The organism is Gordonia aquimaris (genome assembly GCF_026262595.1).
GTDB lineage: Bacteria > Actinomycetota > Actinomycetes > Mycobacteriales > Mycobacteriaceae > Gordonia > Gordonia tangerina.
This window is the reverse complement of sequence record NZ_JAPKFM010000014.1, coordinates 40,057-59,266: the sequence shown is the minus strand read 5'-3', so window position 1 is coordinate 59,266 and position 19,210 is coordinate 40,057. Positions and strand designations below refer to the sequence as shown.

The 19,210-nt window shown below is 66.9% G+C and carries 16 protein-coding genes; 14 read left to right on the top strand and 2 right to left on the bottom strand.

The genetic code is table 11. The features are described 5' to 3' along the window. Window positions 1–8 precede the first annotated feature (8 nt). On the top strand, window positions 9–1,685 hold the full coding sequence (gene groL, locus OSB52_RS14105) for a chaperonin GroEL (protein WP_266062308.1): 1,677 nt from the start codon (window positions 9–11) through the stop codon (window positions 1,683–1,685). Between the two features lie 202 nt (window positions 1,686–1,887). After that, the gene (locus OSB52_RS14100; RefSeq protein WP_504925957.1) at window positions 1,888–3,669 is read left to right on the top strand and encodes a sigma-54-dependent Fis family transcriptional regulator; all 1,782 of its coding nucleotides are present in this window, start codon (window positions 1,888–1,890) and stop codon (window positions 3,667–3,669) included. A 52-nt stretch (window positions 3,670–3,721) separates the two neighbouring features. Here the strand turns inward: OSB52_RS14100 and OSB52_RS14095 are convergent, their stop codons facing one another. Further along, window positions 3,722–4,387 (bottom strand): DUF6891 domain-containing protein, encoded by a 666-nt coding sequence (locus OSB52_RS14095; protein WP_372512434.1) that lies wholly within the window; start codon window positions 4,385–4,387, stop codon window positions 3,722–3,724. A gap of 156 nt (window positions 4,388–4,543) precedes the next feature. On the opposite strand from OSB52_RS14095, the gene OSB52_RS14090 reads away from it, so the two are divergent. From OSB52_RS14090 to OSB52_RS14065, 6 genes are all read left to right on the top strand, one after another. Continuing rightward, complete coding sequence (locus OSB52_RS14090; RefSeq protein ID WP_308191723.1) at window positions 4,544–5,245, top strand: class II aldolase/adducin family protein; 702 nt, start codon at window positions 4,544–4,546, stop codon at window positions 5,243–5,245. Continuing rightward, window positions 5,242–6,147, top strand: coding sequence for a carbohydrate kinase family protein (locus tag OSB52_RS14085; protein WP_235725072.1), 906 nt, complete (start codon window positions 5,242–5,244; stop codon window positions 6,145–6,147). The genes OSB52_RS14090 and OSB52_RS14085 overlap by 4 nt, the downstream gene beginning before the upstream one ends. Window positions 6,148–6,256: 109 nt before the next feature. After that, on the top strand, window positions 6,257–6,667 hold the full coding sequence (locus OSB52_RS14080) for a RidA family protein (protein ID WP_235725073.1): 411 nt from the start codon (window positions 6,257–6,259) through the stop codon (window positions 6,665–6,667). A gap of 98 nt (window positions 6,668–6,765) precedes the next feature. Beyond that, complete coding sequence (locus OSB52_RS14075; RefSeq protein ID WP_266062303.1) at window positions 6,766–8,151, top strand: FAD-binding oxidoreductase; 1,386 nt, start codon at window positions 6,766–6,768, stop codon at window positions 8,149–8,151. Between the two features lie 98 nt (window positions 8,152–8,249). After that, the gene (locus tag OSB52_RS14070) at window positions 8,250–9,395 is read left to right on the top strand and encodes a helix-turn-helix transcriptional regulator (protein WP_266062301.1); all 1,146 of its coding nucleotides are present in this window, start codon (window positions 8,250–8,252) and stop codon (window positions 9,393–9,395) included. Between the two features lie 242 nt (window positions 9,396–9,637). After that, window positions 9,638–10,888, top strand: a complete 1,251-nt coding sequence (locus tag OSB52_RS14065; RefSeq protein WP_266062300.1) for an HNH endonuclease — start codon at window positions 9,638–9,640, stop codon at window positions 10,886–10,888. A gap of 205 nt (window positions 10,889–11,093) precedes the next feature. Here the strand turns inward: OSB52_RS14065 and OSB52_RS14060 are convergent, their stop codons facing one another. Next, the gene (locus tag OSB52_RS14060) at window positions 11,094–11,675 is read right to left on the bottom strand and encodes a TetR/AcrR family transcriptional regulator (protein WP_372475213.1); all 582 of its coding nucleotides are present in this window, start codon (window positions 11,673–11,675) and stop codon (window positions 11,094–11,096) included. A 107-nt stretch (window positions 11,676–11,782) separates the two neighbouring features. On the opposite strand from OSB52_RS14060, the gene OSB52_RS14055 reads away from it, so the two are divergent. From OSB52_RS14055 to OSB52_RS14030, 6 genes are all read left to right on the top strand, one after another. Then, window positions 11,783–13,558, top strand: a complete 1,776-nt coding sequence (locus tag OSB52_RS14055; RefSeq protein ID WP_235725078.1) for an acyl-CoA dehydrogenase — start codon at window positions 11,783–11,785, stop codon at window positions 13,556–13,558. 46 nt (window positions 13,559–13,604) lie between these two features. Continuing rightward, entirely contained in the window at window positions 13,605–14,366 is a 762-nt protein-coding gene (locus OSB52_RS14050; protein WP_235725079.1) for an SDR family NAD(P)-dependent oxidoreductase, read from the top strand. Window positions 14,367–14,369: 3 nt separating this feature from the next. Beyond that, window positions 14,370–15,152, top strand: a complete 783-nt coding sequence (locus OSB52_RS14045; RefSeq protein WP_235725080.1) for an SGNH/GDSL hydrolase family protein — start codon at window positions 14,370–14,372, stop codon at window positions 15,150–15,152. Window positions 15,153–15,190: 38 nt separating this feature from the next. Continuing rightward, window positions 15,191–15,691, top strand: coding sequence for a PH domain-containing protein (locus tag OSB52_RS14040; RefSeq protein ID WP_235725081.1), 501 nt, complete (start codon window positions 15,191–15,193; stop codon window positions 15,689–15,691). Continuing rightward, entirely contained in the window at window positions 15,678–17,174 is a 1,497-nt protein-coding gene (locus OSB52_RS14035) for a PH domain-containing protein (RefSeq protein ID WP_266062297.1), read from the top strand. The genes OSB52_RS14040 and OSB52_RS14035 overlap by 14 nt, the downstream gene beginning before the upstream one ends. Window positions 17,175–17,372: 198 nt before the next feature. Then, complete coding sequence (locus tag OSB52_RS14030) at window positions 17,373–19,184, top strand: hydroxysqualene dehydroxylase (RefSeq protein WP_266062295.1); 1,812 nt, start codon at window positions 17,373–17,375, stop codon at window positions 19,182–19,184. Window positions 19,185–19,210 lie beyond the last annotated feature (26 nt).

Sequence of the window (19,210 nt, the reverse complement as noted above, 5' to 3'; positions counted from 1 at the left end):
GTGACACCATGGCCAAAGAGTTGCGCTACAACGCCGAAGCGCGGCTACGGCTGGAACGGGGCGTCAACGCCCTGGCAGACGCAGTCAAGGTGACCCTCGGACCCAAGGGCCGCAACGCGGTCCTCGAGAAGCTCACCGGCCCACCCACCATCACCAACGACGGGGTCACCATCGCCCGGGAGATCCAACTGCGAGATCCCTTCGCCAACATGGGCGCCCAGTTGGTCAAAGAAGTCGCCATGAAGACCAACGGGGTGGTCGGCGACGGCACCACCACCGCCACGGTGCTGGCGCAGGCCATGGTCCGCGAAGGCCTACGTGCCGTCGATCAGGGCGCCAACCCGATGCGCGTCCGCCGCGGTATCGAACGAGCGGTCGCCGCCGTGATCGACGCGCTGACCGATCAGGCCGTGCAGATCGGCGGCCGGGCCGATCTCGAACGGATCGCCAGTCTGGCCGCCAGCGACGACGAGGTCATCGGGGCAGTGATCGCGTCGGCTGTCGAGCATGTCGGCCGCACCGGTGTGATCACCACCGAGGAGAGCGACGCCCTCGGACTGTCCGTCGACGTGGTCGACGGGATCGAGTTCGACCACGGCTACATCTCCGGCTACATGGTCACCGACCACGAACGCATGGAGGCCGTCCTCGACAACCCGGTCGTGCTGCTGACGAACAAGAAGATCACCTCGGTGCAGGAGATCATGCCCGCCGTCGAGTCGGCCAAGCGTGCCGACCGGCCGCTGCTGGTCCTGGCCGAGGAGGTCGACGGTCCTGCCCTGCAACTGCTGGTCGGCGGCAACATGCACAAGACGATGCAATCGGTGGTGGTGCGAGCCCCCGGTTTCGGACACCGGCGGGTCGCCGAACTCGAGGACCTCGCGATAGCGCTCGGCGGGCAGGTGATCGCCAAGGACACCGGACTCGAGCTCTCGGAGGTTTCGCTCGAGCTTCTGGGCACCTGCGACCGGGTCACGGTCACCGAGAACGAGACCACGATCGTCGGCGCGCATGGCGACCAGTCGATGGTCGACGCACGAGTCGGGCAGCTCGAGGCACAGTTCGGTCGGGCCCGTATCGATGCCGACCGCGACGCCCTCGAACTGCGGATCGCGCGGCTGACCGGCCGGGTGGCCGTCATCCGGGTCGGCGGCGTCACCAGCGTCGAACTCAAGGAACGCATGCTCCGCGTCGAGGACGCACTGGCCGCGACGCGAGCAGCCGTGGAGGCAGGCATCGTGTCCGGCGGCGGCACGGCCCTCGCCCAAGCCCATCGCGCGCTGGAGGCATTGACCACCGATGGCGACCCGGTGGGTGCCGAAGCGGTCGCCGACGAAGCGGTCGGCATCGACGTGGTGCGGCGCTCACTCGCCGAACCGCTGCGCTGGATCGCCATGAACGCCGGATTCGACGGGGACGAGGTGGTGCGTGTAGTGACCGGACTGCCCATCGGGCACGGCTTCAACGCGCTGACCGGTGGGTACGGCGACATGTTCGACGAAGGTGTGATCGACCCGTGCAAGGTGACGCGGGCAGCACTGGAGAGCGCCGCATCCATCGCGGCGCTGTTGATCACCACCGAGACCGCAGTGGTGGAGGAGGTGCTCACCCATCCCGGCGCGATCGATGCGCCCGGCTTCGGCGACCTGGCCGAAGGGATGGTGCGGCCGTCGAACATCTACTGACCGGCGGGCCCCGCGCGGGCCTCCCCTGAACTGGGCCGGCCGCGATCCGGACGAGTGCGTTCGCGGCGTTGATCGCGGCCGGCCCTCCTCGCCACGATGACCGCATAACCAGGGTTCTGTGCGGTGCGCGAGACGTTAGACTCGAACCGGTGTGAGATCCGCATCACAGCGCGGTCCACATCACAGAGGAGTTTGTTTGTCTGTGGGATTTCAGCCGACATCACCGAAACCACCGACCGCGGTCGCTGCGGCACGGGAGCGATTCCTGTCCGACGACAACATGCCGGTCGGGGTACGCGAGAGCATCTCGACGTCGTGGCGCCGATCGCGTGACTTCAACGTGCACGCCGATCGTCTGGAACTACCGTTCGTGCGCGAACCGAACCTGGAGAGTCCGCTGGTCAGCGCGGCCCGTCCAGTCATCCGACAGCTCGCCGACGACCTGTCCGCCGAACCGGTCAGCATCATCCTGACCTCCGCGGATGGGGTCGTGCTGTCGCGGGCCACGGCACATCGGCCGCTCGAGCGCAGGCTCGACGAGGTGAGTCTGGCCCCCGGCTACAGCTACCGCGAGGAACACGCCGGCACCAACGGGATCGGGACCGCACTGGAGAATCGGCAGGCCACCCTGGTCCGCGGCTCCGAGCATTACGCCGGGGTCCTCGCCGACCTGTCCTGCGCAGGGGTGCCGATCGTGCACCCCGTGTCCGGGACGTGTGTGGGTGCGCTCGATCTCACCGGACTCGCCGACGACGGCGGCCCGTTGTTGCTGTCGCTCGCGAAGTCGGCGACGGCACAGATCGAACAGCGGATGCTGTCCCAGGCGAGCGAACGCGAGTCGCGGCTGCTGAACGCATACCTGACCACCTGTCGACGTGCACCGCAGATGATGGTGTTGGCCATCGCGGGCGAGGTCGTGCTGATGAATCGGCGGTTGCGGCTGGCCATCGATCCCCAAGATCAGATCTCGCTGCTCGAGCACGCCGTCGATCAGACGCTCGACACCACGGCATCGCGCCGGGTCGGCACGATGGCCAGCGGGCGGGTCGCGCGACTGTCACCGATCCCAGAGTTCTGGGATGAAACAGCGGGAATGGCCATCTTCCACGTGCACCTGATCGATACCGGCAAACACACAGAACCGCCCATGGCCCGGCGCCGCGGCTCGGCGTTGCCCGGCGTCGTGGGGCGTAGTTCGTCGTGGCATCAGTCCTGTGATCGGGTGGTCCGCTACCTCCGCGCGGGTGACTGGCTCGCCGTGTCCGGCGAGACCGGCACCGGACGATCCACTGTGCTGCGCGCCGGAGCCGCCCTGACCCGGGGCAACGTTCGGGTGTTTGCGGCGGCCGATCTCCAGATACCGGAGTCCCTCGACGCCCTCGACAGCGAACTCGACCGGGACGACTTCAGCGTGATACTGCGCGACATCGACACGCTCGACGGCGACACGTTGGCCACGATCGCCGACATGCTGCAGGGCCGCGAAGGGGCCGGCTGGGTGGGGGTGACAGTCGGCGATGTGACCGTCGATGCACTGCACGACGCGGATGCCGCGGCCATCCTGCTCCCGTTCTTCACCCACACGGTGCCCATCCCGCCACTGCGCCATCGCATCGAAGATCTGCACGACCTGATCCCGGCGCTGCTGCGGCAACTCACCCGCGGACGCGAGCTGACGGTGTCGTCGGCGGCCATGCGTCAGCTCACCAAGTACAGCTGGCCCGGAAACGTCGCCGAACTCCGGCAGATCCTGCGCCAGATCGTCACCCACCAACGATCCGGTGTCATCGACGTGAACCAGCTTCCGCCGACGTGCCGCGCCCTCAGTCGACACACGCTCACCCGGATCGAGGCCATGGAACGCGACGCGATCATCCGAAGCCTAGAGGAAAACGGTGGGCACAAACCGGCCGCCGCTGCCGCGCTGGGTATCTCACGCGCCACGATCTACCGCAAGATCAAGGAATTCGGCATCGACGTGTGACAGCTCGGATGGCGGTGGCACCACCCACCGCTGTGCGCACCCGGCGCTCTGCCTACTCGGGCGCACCCGGCAACGGCTTGCGCCAGGCACCGATCCGCACATCGATCCGGTCATGATGTCCGCCCGACCAGATCACCTCGAGGTCGTGGCTGCGCAGCACTGCGACGATCTGTTCGGCCAACATCGTCTCGGTCTGCTCGTAGGCGAGGTGTTCGGCGTCGGTGTCGCCGTCCGACATCGCATCCAGTACCGATTCCGATACGGATTCGTGCGGCCGGAAACCGCTGTAGGACAGGGACAGAACAGGGTCGTCGTCGGCGATGTGGCCTGCGTCGGCCTCGGCGAAGAAGACATAGGCCCACTCACGAAACTTGTACCAGTCGTCGCGCTCGGGCGCCGGGGTGCGTTCGGCGTCGATGAGCGCAGTCGCACAGCGCGCGCAGCAGGCGAAGTTCATCCGGGCCAGGACGCCTGCGGCATCGAGTTCGGCGAACGCGGCACTCAACCGGCCGAAGTCACCGGTGTCGTTCCACGCAGCCTCGTCCGCACGTCGGGCGACCCACATTCGTCGTACCTCGGCGGTCACCTCGTCGGCCGACGCACCGTTGTCCTCGGCCCAATCGCGCGCGTCGGACTCGACCTCGTCGAGGTCGGTGAACCCCGGCGCCAGTCGCGACCTGATCAGCTGTCGTAGATCGGTGAGACGTTCTCCCCGCATCACGCTCCCATCGTCGATCCCCACGAAGTTTGGACGCACCGGCAGGCGTCGGGGTTCCGGCTCGACGGGGTTTCGTTCGTTCGAAGGACCGCCGAGCACTCGTCGCCACCACGACTTCGGCTGTTCGACCGACACCGGTCGCGTACGCTCACCGACGTGTCCCCCAGCGATGCATCCTCCGGCCACGACCCGTCCGGGCCGCTGTCCTTCGTAGACGAACGCACCGCCTTGGCCGCTGCAGCGCACCGGCTGCACCGGACCGGGATGACACACGGTACCGGTGGCAACCTGTCGATCCGGTGTGGCGACACCGTGATCTTGACGCCGTCGGGCTGCCGATTGGCCGACGTCACCGCCGACCACATGGTCCTCGTCGATCTCGACGGTACGGTCGTCGAGGACACCGTCCACCGCCCGACGTCGGAACTGCGAATCCACCTCGACATCTACCGGCGCACAACGGCACGCGCGGTCGCCCATGCCCACCCGGTGGCGTCGATCGCGGTGGCCAACATCGTCGACGAGTTGCCGGTGGTCCACTACACGGCGGCGTTGACCGGCGGGTCGGTCCGGGTGGCCGCCTACGCGGTCTTCGGCAGCGAGGCACTCGGCGACGCGGTGGCCGCCGCGTTAATCGACCGGACTGCGGCGCTGATGCGCAACCACGGATCGGTCGCCTATGGCGATGACATCGACATGGCCTGCGAGCGTATCGAACTCGTCGATTGGCTGGCCGACATCTACCTGCGTTCGGCTGCGGTGGCGACGCCGGCATCCCTTACCTCCGACGAGGTCGTCGAGGTGATCGCCACGGCGCTGCAACGACAGTACTCACCATTTCCCGGGAGGAAGACATGAGGATAGCGACGCTCGGCGCGCATGTTCTCGACGTGCTGGCACAACCGGTCGATGAGATCCCGGACGGTCAGGGTGCCGTGCTGGTGCAGAGTATCCGGATGTCGGCGGCCGGCCCGGCCGGCGGCACCGCGATCACCCTGGCCAAACTGGGCGTCGAGGTCCACACCGTAGGCGCGGTCGGCGACGACGACCCCGCCGGCATGCTGAGGATGATGCTCGGACGGTTCGGCGTGCACACCGACCACCTGGTGGCCGTCGCCCAGCCGACCTCGATGAGCGTGCTGCCCATTCGCAGCAACGGTGACCGGCCGGCGCTGCATGTTCCGGGCGCCAACCTCGCCTACCCCCTTCCCGATGCACCTCGCGACCTGCTGACCACGGTCGATCACGTCCACGTAGGTGCTCCCGAACTGCTCAACCCGCCGGAGCTGGCGCCGCTGCTCGCCGACATCCGCGCAACCGGTGTCACCGTGTCCGCCGACATCCTCACCGACGGCGATCCGGGTGTCCTCGCCTGGCTCGAACCGGTGCTGCCCCACCTCGACTACCTGTTGCCCAACGACGACCAGATACGTGGACTGACCGGCGAGAGCGATCTGGTGGCCGCCTGTCGCCGGCTGATCGATCGCGGCGTCGCAACCGTGGCACCGACCGCCGGCGCAGACGGCGCCTATGTGGTTACCGCCGAGACCACCGACCACGCAGCCGCACACGATGTCGACGTCGTGGACACGAGCGGCTGCGGCGACGCTTTCTCGGCCGGTTTCCTCGCCGCGCGCGTACACGGACTCTCCCTGCTCGAGTCGGCCGAGATCGGTTGCGCGGTGGCCGGAATCGTGGCAACAGGATTGGGTTCGGACCACGGCGAGATGTCGTGGGACACCGTGTCGCGCGAGCGCTGAGTCGGTGACCTGGGGGTCGGTCGGATGACCGACCCCCAGGTTTCTGGGTGCGCGATTCCCCGGTTGATCGGGATGGGCAACGTGGCGGCGACGAGCCAGGCTCATAACCATGAACACACCAACCGACACCATCGTTGCCATCAACCCGACGACCTGGAACGCCCCGTTCCGCTTCGACCACGCCCAGTTGCGACCTGCCCCCAGCCAAGTGCTGAGCATTGCCGGGCAGGCTTCTGTCGCCGACGATGGCACCGTCGTGCACGAGGGCGACGTGGCGGCCCAACTGTCGCTTGCGGTCCACCACATCGAAGAGATCCTCGCTTCGGCGCAGATGACCCTCGCCGACGTCTTCATGATGACCATCTACACCACCGACGTCGCAGCCACCCTGGCCGCGTATGAGGCGCTCACCGAACGACTCGACGTACACGGCGCCACCCCGCCGGCCGCCCTGGTCGGGGTCACCGCCCTCGCGCTACCCGGTCTCGCCGTCGAGATCGCGGTGCAGGCGGGGCGCTGAGTTTCGTCGTCCCAATCCCGTTGTGCGGCCCTCTCACCGCAACCACGGTCCCCCAACGTAACTCATCAACGCAACACCGATTCATCCAAGGAGAAACCATGTCCATCACCACCCCCGAAGAACACATCCCGCCCGCCGGTCCCCTCGACGTCACAAAACTCGACGCGGCCGTCGCCGGCCCGGTGCTCACCCCCGACGACGCCGACTACCCCACCGAACTGGCCGGTTTCAACGCGGCCGCCACACCCGCGCCGGCCGTCGTCGTGGGCGCGACGTCGCCGGCCGACGTCGCCGAGGCAGTGCGCTATGCCCGCGCCAACGGACTGCGTGTGGGCGTCCGGGCCACCGGACACGGGCCCGCCATCTCCGGCCGTGGCCACCTGACCATCACCACCTCCCGCATGACCGACATCCAGGTCGACGCCGCGGCCAAGACCGCCCGGGTCGCCGCCGGGGTCCGGTGGCGCGATCTCGCCACCGCAACGGCACCGCACGGGCTGACCGGGCTGGCCGGGTCGTCGTCATCAGTGGGCATCGTCGGCTACACGCTCGGTGGTGGACTCAGCCCGCTGGGACGGCAATTCGGCTTCGCCGCCGACCGGGTACGACGTATCGAACTGGTGACCGCCGACGGTGTCATCCGGACGGTCGACGCGGGTGCGGGTTCCGACCTGTTCTGGGCACTGCTCGGAGGCCGCGACGGATGCGGCATCGTCACCGCGATCGAATTCGATCTGGTCGATCTGGCCACCATCTACGGAGGTGGTGTCTTCTTCGGCGGGGATGCGGCCGAGCAGGTGCTGCACGCGTGGCGCGACTGGGCGCCCACCTTGCCGGACACCGCCGGGTCGTCGGTGGCCATCGTGCGGCTCCCACCGGATCCGAATCTGCCACCACCGTTGCAGGGACAAACTGTCGTACACCTGCGCTTCACCTACACCGGCGATCCCGCCGTGGGTACGCAGATGCTGGCGCCGATGATGTCCGCCGGACCGGTGCTGTTGAGCAACGTCGACGTCCTGCCGACGGCTGCCCTCGACGCGGTGCACATGGACCCGCCCGGTCCGCTACCGAGCGTCGAGCGCGGATGCGGTATCCGTGATCTACCGGCCGAGGCCGTCGACGCGGTGTTGGCCGTCGCCGGCCCGCAGGTCGCGAGTCCGCTGGCCATCGTCGAGATCCGGCTGCTCGGCGGTGCGCTCGCCTCGCCGCAGGGCGTGCCCAACGCGGTGACCGGGCGTGCAGCCCGGTATTGCGTCATGGCGATCGGGGTACCCGCGGGACCGCTGGGCGATCAGGCAGGGTCCCACGTCGCTGCCGTCAACGGCGCCCTCTCCCCGTGGGCGAGCGACGGCCTGCTCAACTTCGCGGGCCAGACCCCGGCCGCCGAGCTGTCCACACTCTGGACGGCCGCCGACTGGTCGCGGCTCGAGGAGATCCGACGTCGCCACGACCCCGCGGGGATGTTCACCCGGATCGGCTGATCACACACTGACGGCGGGGGTGCACCGCGCACCCTCGCCGCGGGGTCTCCCAAAGATCTGGGATAGACAGATGACCTGCGAAAACGGAGAATCTTTTCATGACGACGAGTCTGACTGCCGAGCGCGTACGCAGCGATGTCGACGTACTCGCCCGCGCCGGTCTCGACGTCGGCGACTTTCTCGGTGAGGCGATCGGTTCGCTGATTCGCGCCGTACCGCACGCGGCGGCGTGTATGGCGACCGTGGATCCCAACACTCTGCTGCTGACCAGCACCCGCAAGTACGGAAACCTGTTGGGGCGCAACGAGCACGACGACGAGTGGGGACTGCGGGAGTACGGGGCACCGGAGTGTTCGTCGTTTCGGCAGCTCGCCCGCGCCGGTGTCGATGCCGTCGGCATGCACGACCTGACGGCGGGCCGAACCCAGGATTCACCCCGCATGCACGAGTTCATGCGGCCGCACTATGACTTCACCGACGAAGCGCGGCTCATCCTGCGTGACGGCGACCAGGTGTGGGGTGGCATCGCCTTCTTCCGCGAGCTCGACGAGAAGCCGTTCATCCCGAGCGAGATCGAATTCCTGCGGACGTTGTCACAGCCGCTCGCGCGGGGCGTCCGCACGGGTTTGCTCGCGAGCATCGTCGCGGAGCCACAGACGACGCCCTCAGGACCCTGCGTACTCATCGTCGACAGTTCCAATCAGATGATCCAGATGAGCGCTGGCGCCGAGGAGCGGGTGGCCGATCTGCTGTCCGGGGCGAACAGTGGTGCCGCGACGTCGGTGATCACCGGCCTGGTGAGCGCCGCACGCCGGTACGGGCGGGGCGAATCCGATGTCCCACCGAGGCTGCGGGTACGCGGCGCATCGGGCATGTGGCTTCTCGTGCACGCCTCGCCCTTGTCGAGCACCGTCGATCGCGTAGGCGAGGTGGTGGTCACCATCGAGGAGGCACGGCCGCCGGAGATCGTGCCACTCGTGGTAGCCGCCTTCGGCCTCACGTCGCGCGAGCGCGACGTCACCCAGATGGTGCTGCAGGGGGTCGCAACCAAGGACATCGCCACAACGCTGCACGTATCCGCCTATACCGTCCAGGATCATCTCAAGTCGATCTTCGACAAGGCGGGCGTGCGCAGCCGCCGCGAACTGATCGCGCGCGTCTATTTCGACCAATACGCACCCCGGATGAACGATCCGCTGCTGCCATCGGGGTCTTACTCCGCCGGCCCATCGGAGCTGATGTGACCGACGGTGCCGTCAGTGGTTGATGCCGTCGAGTGCTTATCCAGCCGAACTTGCCGCACGTTCGGGCGAATTGTCTTCTCACGGTGATTTCTACCCACAACGCGTAACTCCTGTGACTCCTGTTTACCAAAGTCCAATGAAAACAGCATTTTTCACTGCGCGCCCATCCAAACGTTCTGTCGCAGACTAATTCTCACCAGGACTTCCTTGACGTCGAACATTCTTTCGATTACCTTGGAATCATGAGAACTTCGGGGGATCTCACATCCATTACTGATTCACTGCGTGAGCTGCGCTTCGACGACGACATGTCGGGGCGGGCAGCGTTTGATGCGATGACCGCTCTGGTCACGTTGCGTAATCTGATCGACCATCACGCCGCGACGGTGGTCGGCCATCTCGACCGACTCGGTGTGGCCCGCGACCACGGCCGCAAACTCAGTGAGTTGTTGATCGTGATGGGGCTGGCACCGGCGGTCGCCTCCCGTCTGATCCGTATCGCTACAGCACGCGAGCACCTGCCCACTCTGGCCGCGCATGCCGCCGACGGGGCGATCTCTGCCGAACATGTGGATGCGGTGGGTAAAGGGGTCGAGCATGTCGGGAAAAGATCGGCGGAACCGCTCGACGATGTGGCGCGTCTAAATATCGTGACCGAACTTCTCGCGCAATTCTTTTCCGGCGCCACCCCCGCCGACATCGTGAAACGTGCGCGTCGTCTGGGCAACCAGGTGGCCGCCGCCGACACCGGTGGGCTACCGGCATCCGAGGACCGCAACCTCAACACGCTCACCCACGATGTCGACGGTGACGGACGCCTGCAAGTGCGCGCCGACCTCAACACCGAAGTCGGCGAAAAATTCTCGGCCGCAATGGAAGAGTTGGCGGCACCCCGCCCTGAACCCGACGGCTCACCCGACGCCCGCGGCCCCGAGCGCCGGCATGCCGACGCCCTCGAAGCGCTCTTGGATATCGCTGCCCGCAGCGGTGATGCGGCCTCCGCACCCCGTCACCAACTGCTGGTGTCGGTGCCCGCCGATACTCCTGACCTGGCCGAACTACCGTTCCTGGGGTCGATCACCGAAGCCATGCTGCGCACGTTGACGTGTGACAGCACCGCGACGGTCGCGATCGTCGATGGTGAGGCGGTGCCGATGGAGATGAGTAAAGACAAACGCCTGTTCCCAGCCCATCTGCGTAAAGCGTTGCACAAACGCGACGAGTGTTGCATCAAATGCGGTGTGGCGGCCTCCCGCTGCCAGGGCCATCACCTCGTGCATTGGGCTGATGGTGGAATCACGGTGTTGGACAACGGCTGTCTGCTGTGCCCGTCGTGCCATGCCGACATCCACCACAACGGGTGGGAAGTGATCATGGGCCACGACCGACATCCCTGGCTCCTCCCACCCGTCGCTGTCGACCCCACACGTCGGCCGATACCGGCCTACAACCGACGCACCCTCAACCTCGACAACCTACCCGCCGCCGCCTGAGCGACGCAGTCACAGTCTTCCCACGCACCCGACCCCGGTCGGGACCGCAACCGTCCCTTGAAAACTCCATAGCGTGAAACAACGGCGCCGCAACGGTGTCGCGTACCCGACGGCCACCACAGTTGCACGCCAACCAGGGTGGTGCGCGATACGCGACACCTTGCGCCGGCGGCCACATTGCCCGAAAACCGTATGCGCGTGGCGATCACCGCACCATACGGACCGCAAGCTCCCCGTAGGCTGCACCGAGCTCCACCGGATCCTGGTGAGTGCGCGACGGGAACCACCGGCACACGTCGACACACAACGACGACAGGGCCAGCACTACATCGTCCGCCGCGGTAACGGTGAACTCACCGGAGTCGATCCCGCGATGCACGATCGCGGCCAGCACGTCGGAGGTTTCGCGGCGGATCGCGGTGATCGTCCGATAGTGCTCGCGAGTGAGGCCATGCAGTTCGTATTGCACGACCTTGGCCAGTTCGTGATGCTCGGCCTGCCAGCGGGTGAACTCCTCGATCACGATCCGCAGCCGTTCGGCCGCAGGCAGCGAGTCGTTGTCGGCCTTGCGCAGTGCCGACAAAACGCCCTGATGACCATCCATTGCGATGGCGTAGAGCAGCTCTTCCTTCGACTTGTAGTGCGGGTACATCGCCGCGGCGCTCATGTTCAGCCGTTTGGCGATCTGCCGCGTCGACGTCCCGCCGTAGCCCACCTCGGCGAACGATGCGATGGCGGCCTGACGAATCCGTTCGGCGGCCGCAGAGTCCCGCGTCGTCACCGGCATCTCGCACCTCACTCGATCAAGGGCCTTGTTGACCTCATCGCACTGTACGATGCATCATAAGCGAGCGCTTAGGAGATGAGCGATCGCTTAGCCAACGAAGGAGCATCATGGCCGCACCACTCTCCCGTCGCGATCTCGAGTTCCTGCTCTACGAGTGGCTCGACGCCGAGGCCCTCACCGCTCGCACTCGTTTTCAGGAGCACTCCCGGGAGACGTTCGACGCGGTGCTCGAGCTCAGCGAAGACCTCGCCACCAAGCGCTTCGCCCCGGTGAACAAGCTCGGCGACCAGCACGAACCCTACGTAGGTGAGGACGGCAAGGTCGTGTTGCCGGCCGAGATCACCTCCGGCATCGCCGAGTTCGTCAAGGCCGGCCTCACCGCAGGCTCCTTCGACGAGGCACTGGGCGGGATGCAGTTGCCCACGGTGATCAGTCGTGCCTCGAGCGCCTGGTTCCAGGCCGCCAATGCGGCGATGTCGTCCTACGCATTCCTCACCGTCGGCAACGCGAACCTGCTCGCCGAATACGGCACCCCCGAGCAGATCGACACCTGGGTGCGACCGATGGTCGAGGGCCGCTTCTTCGGGACCATGTGCCTGTCGGAACCGCAGGCTGGATCGTCGCTGGCCGACATCACCACCAAGGCGCAGCCGCAGTCCGACGGCTCCTACCGCATCACCGGTACCAAGATGTGGATCTCCGCCGGTGAGCACGAACTGTCGGAGAACATCGTGCACCTCGTGCTCGCCAAGGCACCCGGCGGCGAACCGGGCGTGAAGGGCATCTCACTGTTCATCGTGCCGAAGTATCTCGCTGACGGCACCCGCAATGACGTGGCGCTCGTCGGGCTCAATCACAAGATGGGCAATCGCGCCACCACCAACACTCTGCTGAACTTCGGCGACGGAACGCACACCCCGACCGACATTCCCGGCGCGGTCGGATACCTCGTCGGCGCGGAACACCGCGGGTTGTCGTACATGTTCAAGATGATGAACGAGGCCCGCATCGGGGTCGGATTCCTCGCCACCGCACTGGGATACGCCGGTTATCAGGCGTCACTCGAATACGCCAAGGTGCGCACCCAGGGCCGTCCGGTCGATCAGAAGGACCCGGCGAGCAAGCCGATACCGATCGTCGAGCACTCCGACGTCAAGCGGATGCTGCTGGCGCAGAAGTCCTATGTGGAGGGCGCGCTGGCACTGGAGCTGTACTGCAGCAAGCTCGTCGATCTGCAACAGACCGGCTCCGACGAGGAGCAAGCGCGCGCGGGCCTGCTGCTCGACGTACTCACCCCGATCGCCAAGAGTTGGCCATCGCAGTGGTGTCTGGAGGCCAACAGTCTGGCCATCCAGGTGCACGGTGGGTACGGCTACACCAAGGAATTCGATGTCGAGCAGTACTACCGCGACAACCGTCTGAACCCGATCCACGAGGGCACCCACGGCATTCACGGCCTGGATCTGTTGGGCCGCAAGGTCGTCATGGCCGATGGTGCCGGGTTGGCATTGCTGACCGACACCGTCGGCGCCACCATCGATCGCGCCATCGCCGAGCCCGACACCGCAGCGTTCGGCGAACAGCTGCGCACCGCCGTCGACCACCTCGTGGCGACCACGGCGGCCGCCTGGTCGACGGGCGATCCGGCCGTCGCCCTGGCCAACGCCACCACCTATCTCGAGGCCGCCGGCCACATCGTGGTGGCCTGGATGTGGCTCGAACAGCTCCTGGCCGTCGGCGCGAAGACCGGGAACTTTTATGACGGCAAACGCGCAGCGGCTCGCTATTTCTTCGGCTACGAACTGCCCAAGACCCGCACACAGCTCGAGTTGGTCGCGGCACTGGACCGGACCACCCTGGACACCGACCCGGCCTGGCTGTAGCGGGGCCCGCCACGCCACGCCACGCCACGAGATTGAGGAGAACTGCATGTCTATAACAGATCTGTTCGACGTGACCGACAAGGTCGTGATCGTGACCGGCGCGTCGTCGGGGCTCGGGGTGGCGTTCGCCAAGGCCTTCGCCGAGGCGGGCGCCGACATCGTGCTCGCCGCACGGCGTGCCGAGAAGTTGGCCGACACTGCCGCCGAAGTGGAAGCACGGGGCCGCAAAGCCCTCAGCGTGCCCGCCGACATCGCCGATCCCGACCAATGCCAAGCCGTCGTCGACGCCGCGATGGAGGCGTTCGGCCACGTCGACATCTTGATCAACAACGCTGGTATCGGGACGGCGGTGCCGGCGACCCGCGAGACGCCCGATCAGTTCCGATCGGTCATCGACATCAACCTGAACGGGTCGTACTGGATGGCGCAGGCGTGTGCGCGCGTCATGCAACCGGGCAGCGCAATCATCAACATCTCCAGCATCCTCGGACTCACCACTGCCGGGCTCCCCCAGGCCGCGTACTCGGCCAGCAAGGCCGGTGTCATCGGGCTGACCCGAGATCTCGCCCAGCAGTGGGGTTCACGCAAGGGAATTCGGGTCAACGCCATCGCCCCCGGATTCTTCGCCAGCGAGATGACCGACAGCTACCAAGACGGCTACATCGATTCCCAGGCACCGCGCATCCTGCTCGGCCGCATCGGACAAGGCGAGGAACTGGCCGCCGCCGCCATCTGGCTGGCCTCACCTGCCGCCGGGTACGTGACAGGGCAGACCATCCCGGTCGACGGCGGCATCACCGTCACCTAAACCATGCGGCAGCAGACGAATCCAGTTCGATACGTCGCGGTCGGCGACAGTTTCACCGAAGGTCTGGGCGGAGCGCTGGTCGGCGAGCAGGCGCGGGGGTGGGCAGATCTGGTCGCCGACGGGCTCGCCCTGCACCATGGCCACATCGAGTACGCGAATCTGGCGATCCGTGGCCGGTTGTTGGCGCCGATCGCGACCGAGCAGGTCGACGCGGCACTGGCCCTCGATCCACTGCCGACGCTGATGACGTTCAACGGCGGCGGCAACGACATGTTGCGGCGCGGTATCGATCCCGACGGACTGATCGAACTGACCAGGATCGCGGTGCGCCGCTGCGTCGAAGCCGGGATCGACGTGCTGTTGCTCGCCGGCGCGGACCCGTCCGGCGGACTGCCGTTCGGTGACACCATCCGGACCCGCGGGGAGACGCTGACCATTGCGACGGCGGCGCTCGCCGAGGAGATGGGTGTGAGGTTCGTCGATCTCTTCCACGATGCCGAGCTCCGCCGACCCGGGTACTGGTCCGACGATCGACTCCATCTCAACCCCGTCGGCCATCAGCGTGTCGCCGCACAGCTGTTGGCTGCGCTCGGCGTGCACACGGTGCCGATCCCGGATCCACCGCTCGCCGCTGCCGGTCGCGGTCGCGCCGTGGAGGATCTACGATTCGTCCGCACCCATCTCACACCCTGGGTAATCCGGCGCCTGCGTGGTCGCTCATCCGGTGACGATCGAACGGCGAAGCATCCGACCTGGGTCACGGTCGACACGACGTCGGTCGGCTGAGACGCGTAGGGCACCGGAGTTCGTAGACTGTCGATGACATGGCTGACACCCCTGCGCTGCTCCTGCGCGAACCCGCCCACCGAGTCGATCGACGGTCGATCACGATGTGGCGGATGACGCCCCTGTTGGCGGGGCTCCCCTTGCTCGCTGCCTGCGTCATCGTCGCGGCGCTCGTCGATCAGGTGCGGCTGATCGCCGTCATCGCCGCGATCGTCTGTGCGCTGGTCACTGCGTTCTACGTCACGGTCGTACCGATGTGGCGCTATCGGTTTCACCGTTGGGAGATCAGTGACGAGGCCGTGTACACCCAATCGGGATGGTTCACCCGGTCGCGCGTGATGATCCCGATCGCACGTATCCAGGTCGTCGACACGGCGGCCGGCCCGATCGAACAGTTGCTCAACCTCGCCACGCTTACCGTCACCACCGCATCCTCGGCGGGCACCATCCGTATCGTCGGACTCGACTCAGCTGTCGCACGCACCACCGCCGCCGACCTCACCGCGCGTACGCAGGCCGACACCGATGACGCGACCTGACCCCGGCGCCATCGTCGTCGACCGCCACGACCAGTGGCATCGTCTGTCCCCCTGGATGATGGCGGTCCGCCCCGTAGAGCAACTGCCGCAGCTGATCCCGGTGGCACTGGCGATCGTCTTCGCCGGCCGCAACGCGCCTTTGCTCATGCTGGCGCTCGGCGTCGTCGCCGTGGTGGTGGTCGCCCTGGTCCCGTGGCTGACGACCCGCTATCAGGTGACCGACGAACACGTGCGGGTGCGCAGCGGGTGGCTGACCAAGAAGGTGGCCACCGCCCGCCGGGACCGCGTGCGCAGCGTGGACCTCACCGCATCGCTCCCGCTGCGCATCCTCGGCCTGCAGAAGGTCCGGATCGGTACCGGCGGTGACAAGCAGTCGTCGGTGGTGGAACTCAACGCGATCGGTGCACCCGAAGCCCACGGATTGCACGAATCCCTGATGGCGACCGCGGCGCGCGACAGCGCCCAGACCGCTACACCCTCCGATCGCGTGTCGGCTCCCCAGCAGCTCTCACGCTTTCGGCTGTCCTGGCTGCGCTATGCACCGTTCTCGATGGCAGGGCTCGCCGCGGCCGCCGCCGTCGGTGGGCTCGCCGCGCAGATCGCCGGTGAGGCCGGCCTCTATGAACGTGGGGCCGACATCGCCGAGAGCACCGCCGACCGGCTCCGCGCGATTCCGGTACCGCTGCTCGTCACGACGGCAGTCGTGGCCGTGCTCGTCGTTGGTGCGGTGCTGTCGGTCGCGGGCTACGTACTCGGGTACTGGAACTTCGATCTGAGCCGCAACGGCGACGACGCGACGTTGCGGATTCGGCGCGGACTCCTGACGACCAACGCGACCAGCCTCGATGAGGAACGGATTCGCGGCGTCCACCTTCACGAACCGATCTTGATGCGGCCGCTGCATGGAGCACGTCTGCATGCCATCGCCACCGGCTCGTCCAAGAGCCCACTGTTGCTGCCACCCGCACCGGCCGACGAAGCGATCCGTGTCGGCCGGCTGGTGACCCACGACGGCGACGAACTCACGGTGCCGCTGATCCGACACGGTTCCGGGGCCCGGTCGCGACGCCTCACCCGAGGCTTCCTCGGCGGCGCTCTGATCGCCGTTCTGGTGATCGCCGCCGTCGCGGGCCCGCTGACCTGGCCATGGCTGGCCGTCGCCATCGCCGCTGCGATCGGCGGCAGCGGCCTCGGCGTGGTGCGCTACCGCAATCTCGGATACCGGATCACTGATCGGTCGGTGGTCGTCGCCCCACCGCGGGTCGCGCGTCATCGCTACGCCGTGGCCCGCGACGGTGTCGTCGGCTGGGCCTCGCGCGCATCGTTGTTCCAGCGTCGCCGCGGCGTCGAGACGCTGGTGCTGGCGACCGCCGCCGGCACCGAGGCCTACGCGATGGTCGACCTCGCACCCGAGTCGTCCGCACACGTCATCGACACCGTCTCCCCCGGCCTCGTCGCGCCCTTCCTCAGTCAGACCCGTTGACTGGGCGCCGTTTCCCGTCGAGTGGGCGCTGTTTCCCGTCGAGTGGCTCCCAATGGCCTCGTCCGACACGCACCACGCGCCCACTGAGACACTCGACCAACTTTTTTGAGACTGTTTAGCCAACTCGTCCCACGGTCGCTCCAAGAGTGGTAGAAATCACATCAGTCAGTACTGACTGGTTTGTCAAGGGACGGGGCCATGGACATCGACCGAAACGACATCAATCGACGTTCCGCACTCACGGGTGCGGCTGCCGCAGCGGTGCTGGCCGGCACCGCGGTCGCCTTACCGAATGTGGCGGTGCCGTCGGCCCGAGCGGTCCCGCGCGTCGGCCAGAGCAAGGGCCGCGAGGTGGCCATCTTCGGCGGCGGGATGTCAGGGCTGGCGGCCGCGCACGAACTGATCGAACGCGGATTCCGGGTGACCGTGTACGAGCCCGCCTTCCTCGGCGGCAAGGCGCGTAGCCACGATGTGCCGAACACCGCACGCGGCGGTCGTCACCATCTGCCGGGAGAACACGGCTTCCGCTTCTATCCAGGCTGCTACCAACATGTTCCGGACACGATGGAGCGCATTCCGCTCGCCGGTGGCGGCGACGTCAAGAACCGTCACCTGGTCAACGTCGAAGCCGCGGTCGTCGCATTCGACGACGCGGGGTACGCGCCGGTGTCGGCCCCCGCCTCGATCATGGGTTTCGTTGACCATGCCGCCGACATCGTCAACCTCGAGAACCTGCGCAACGCACTGACCACCGGTCTGAAGTTCGTGGTGGACATCCCGCCGCATGAGCTGGCCTACTTCGTGGCTCGCGAGCTCGTCATCGCGACCAGTTGCGAGGAACGACGCCTGGGCCAGTGGGAGAAGCAGTCGTGGCTGCAGTTCGTCAAAGCAGACGGCAAGTCGCCCGCCTACCGCGCCTACCTGGCGGGCGCACTCACACGTGCCCTGGTCGCGGCGAAGTCACACACCGCGTCTGCTCGCACGATCGGCCAGATCGGCCTGGCGCTGGCCACCTCCGCCACCGGGCTGGTCGGGCAGTACGACGCGGAGCTGGTCAACGGTGGCGTCGACCGGATCCTCAACGGGCCGACCAACCACACCTGGATCGATCCGTGGGTCGCCTACCTCCGGTCGCGTGGGGTGCGATTCGCCATGGGAACCGGCGTCAGCCGATTCCAGGTGTCCGGCAGGCGCATCACCGGCGCCGCCATGAGCGACGGCAGCACGGTGACCGCCGACTGGTTCGTCGCGGCGATGCCCATCGACCGCCTCAAGCCGTTGCTCACCCCCGACCTCGTGGGTGCCGATCCAACACTGGCCGGAATCCGTCGTCTCCAAGACGATTGGATGGTCGGCATCCAGTACTTCCTGTCGCGCGAGGCAGAGGTACCGCCAAGCCACATCGCATCACTCGGAACCCCATGGGCGCTGACGGGACTGTTCCAGGCGAAGCCGTGGAATGTCGACTTCGCCAAGACCTACGGGGACGGCACGGTGCGCGACTGCCTGTCCATCGACATCTCCGAATGGGAGAAGCCCGGAATCCTCTACGGCAAGACCGCGAAACAGTGCACCCGCAAGGAGATCGCGCGCGAGGTGTGGGCGCAGATGAGCCGGGCGATGAACGCCGGCGGAAAGCCGATCCTGCGCGATGAGGAACTGGTCAGCTGGTCGCTGGACCCGGGTATCACCTGGTCCCCGACCATCCAGAACGCCACCCCGCTGATGGTCAACACCGCCGGCTCCTACGCGGATCGTCCCACCGCGCACACCCGGCTGCCGAACTTCTTCATCGCCGGCGACCACGTCCGGACCAACATCGATCTGGCGACGATGGAGGGAGCCAACGAATCCGGTCGACGAGCCACCAACGCGATCCTCGCGGCAGCCGACAGTCCCGCACGGCCCGCGCCGGTCTTCCCGTTGTGGGAGTTGCCGATGCTCGATCCGTTCAAGGACGAAGACCGCAAGCGTTATCGCGCGGGTCAACCGCATGTCCTCGACGTCTGACGCCGCAGCACAGCGCGCCGCGTCGA

Coding starts and splice junctions, on each gene's coding strand:
- groL (WP_266062308.1), top strand. CDS start 9: ATGGCCAAAGAGTTGCGCTACAACGCCGAAGCGCGGCTACGGCTGGAA.
- OSB52_RS14095 (WP_372512434.1), bottom strand. CDS start 4,387: ATGCGGGGAGAACGTCTCACCGATCTACGACAGCTGATCAGGTCGCGA.
- OSB52_RS14085 (WP_235725072.1), top strand. CDS start 5,242: ATGAGGATAGCGACGCTCGGCGCGCATGTTCTCGACGTGCTGGCACAA.
- OSB52_RS14080 (WP_235725073.1), top strand. CDS start 6,257: ATGAACACACCAACCGACACCATCGTTGCCATCAACCCGACGACCTGG.
- OSB52_RS14075 (WP_266062303.1), top strand. CDS start 6,766: ATGTCCATCACCACCCCCGAAGAACACATCCCGCCCGCCGGTCCCCTC.
- OSB52_RS14070 (WP_266062301.1), top strand. CDS start 8,250: ATGACGACGAGTCTGACTGCCGAGCGCGTACGCAGCGATGTCGACGTA.
- OSB52_RS14065 (WP_266062300.1), top strand. CDS start 9,638: ATGAGAACTTCGGGGGATCTCACATCCATTACTGATTCACTGCGTGAG.
- OSB52_RS14060 (WP_372475213.1), bottom strand. CDS start 11,675: ATGCCGGTGACGACGCGGGACTCTGCGGCCGCCGAACGGATTCGTCAG.
- OSB52_RS14055 (WP_235725078.1), top strand. CDS start 11,783: ATGGCCGCACCACTCTCCCGTCGCGATCTCGAGTTCCTGCTCTACGAG.
- OSB52_RS14050 (WP_235725079.1), top strand. CDS start 13,605: ATGTCTATAACAGATCTGTTCGACGTGACCGACAAGGTCGTGATCGTG.
- OSB52_RS14045 (WP_235725080.1), top strand. CDS start 14,370: ATGCGGCAGCAGACGAATCCAGTTCGATACGTCGCGGTCGGCGACAGT.
- OSB52_RS14040 (WP_235725081.1), top strand. CDS start 15,191: ATGGCTGACACCCCTGCGCTGCTCCTGCGCGAACCCGCCCACCGAGTC.
- OSB52_RS14035 (WP_266062297.1), top strand. CDS start 15,678: ATGACGCGACCTGACCCCGGCGCCATCGTCGTCGACCGCCACGACCAG.
- OSB52_RS14030 (WP_266062295.1), top strand. CDS start 17,373: ATGGACATCGACCGAAACGACATCAATCGACGTTCCGCACTCACGGGT.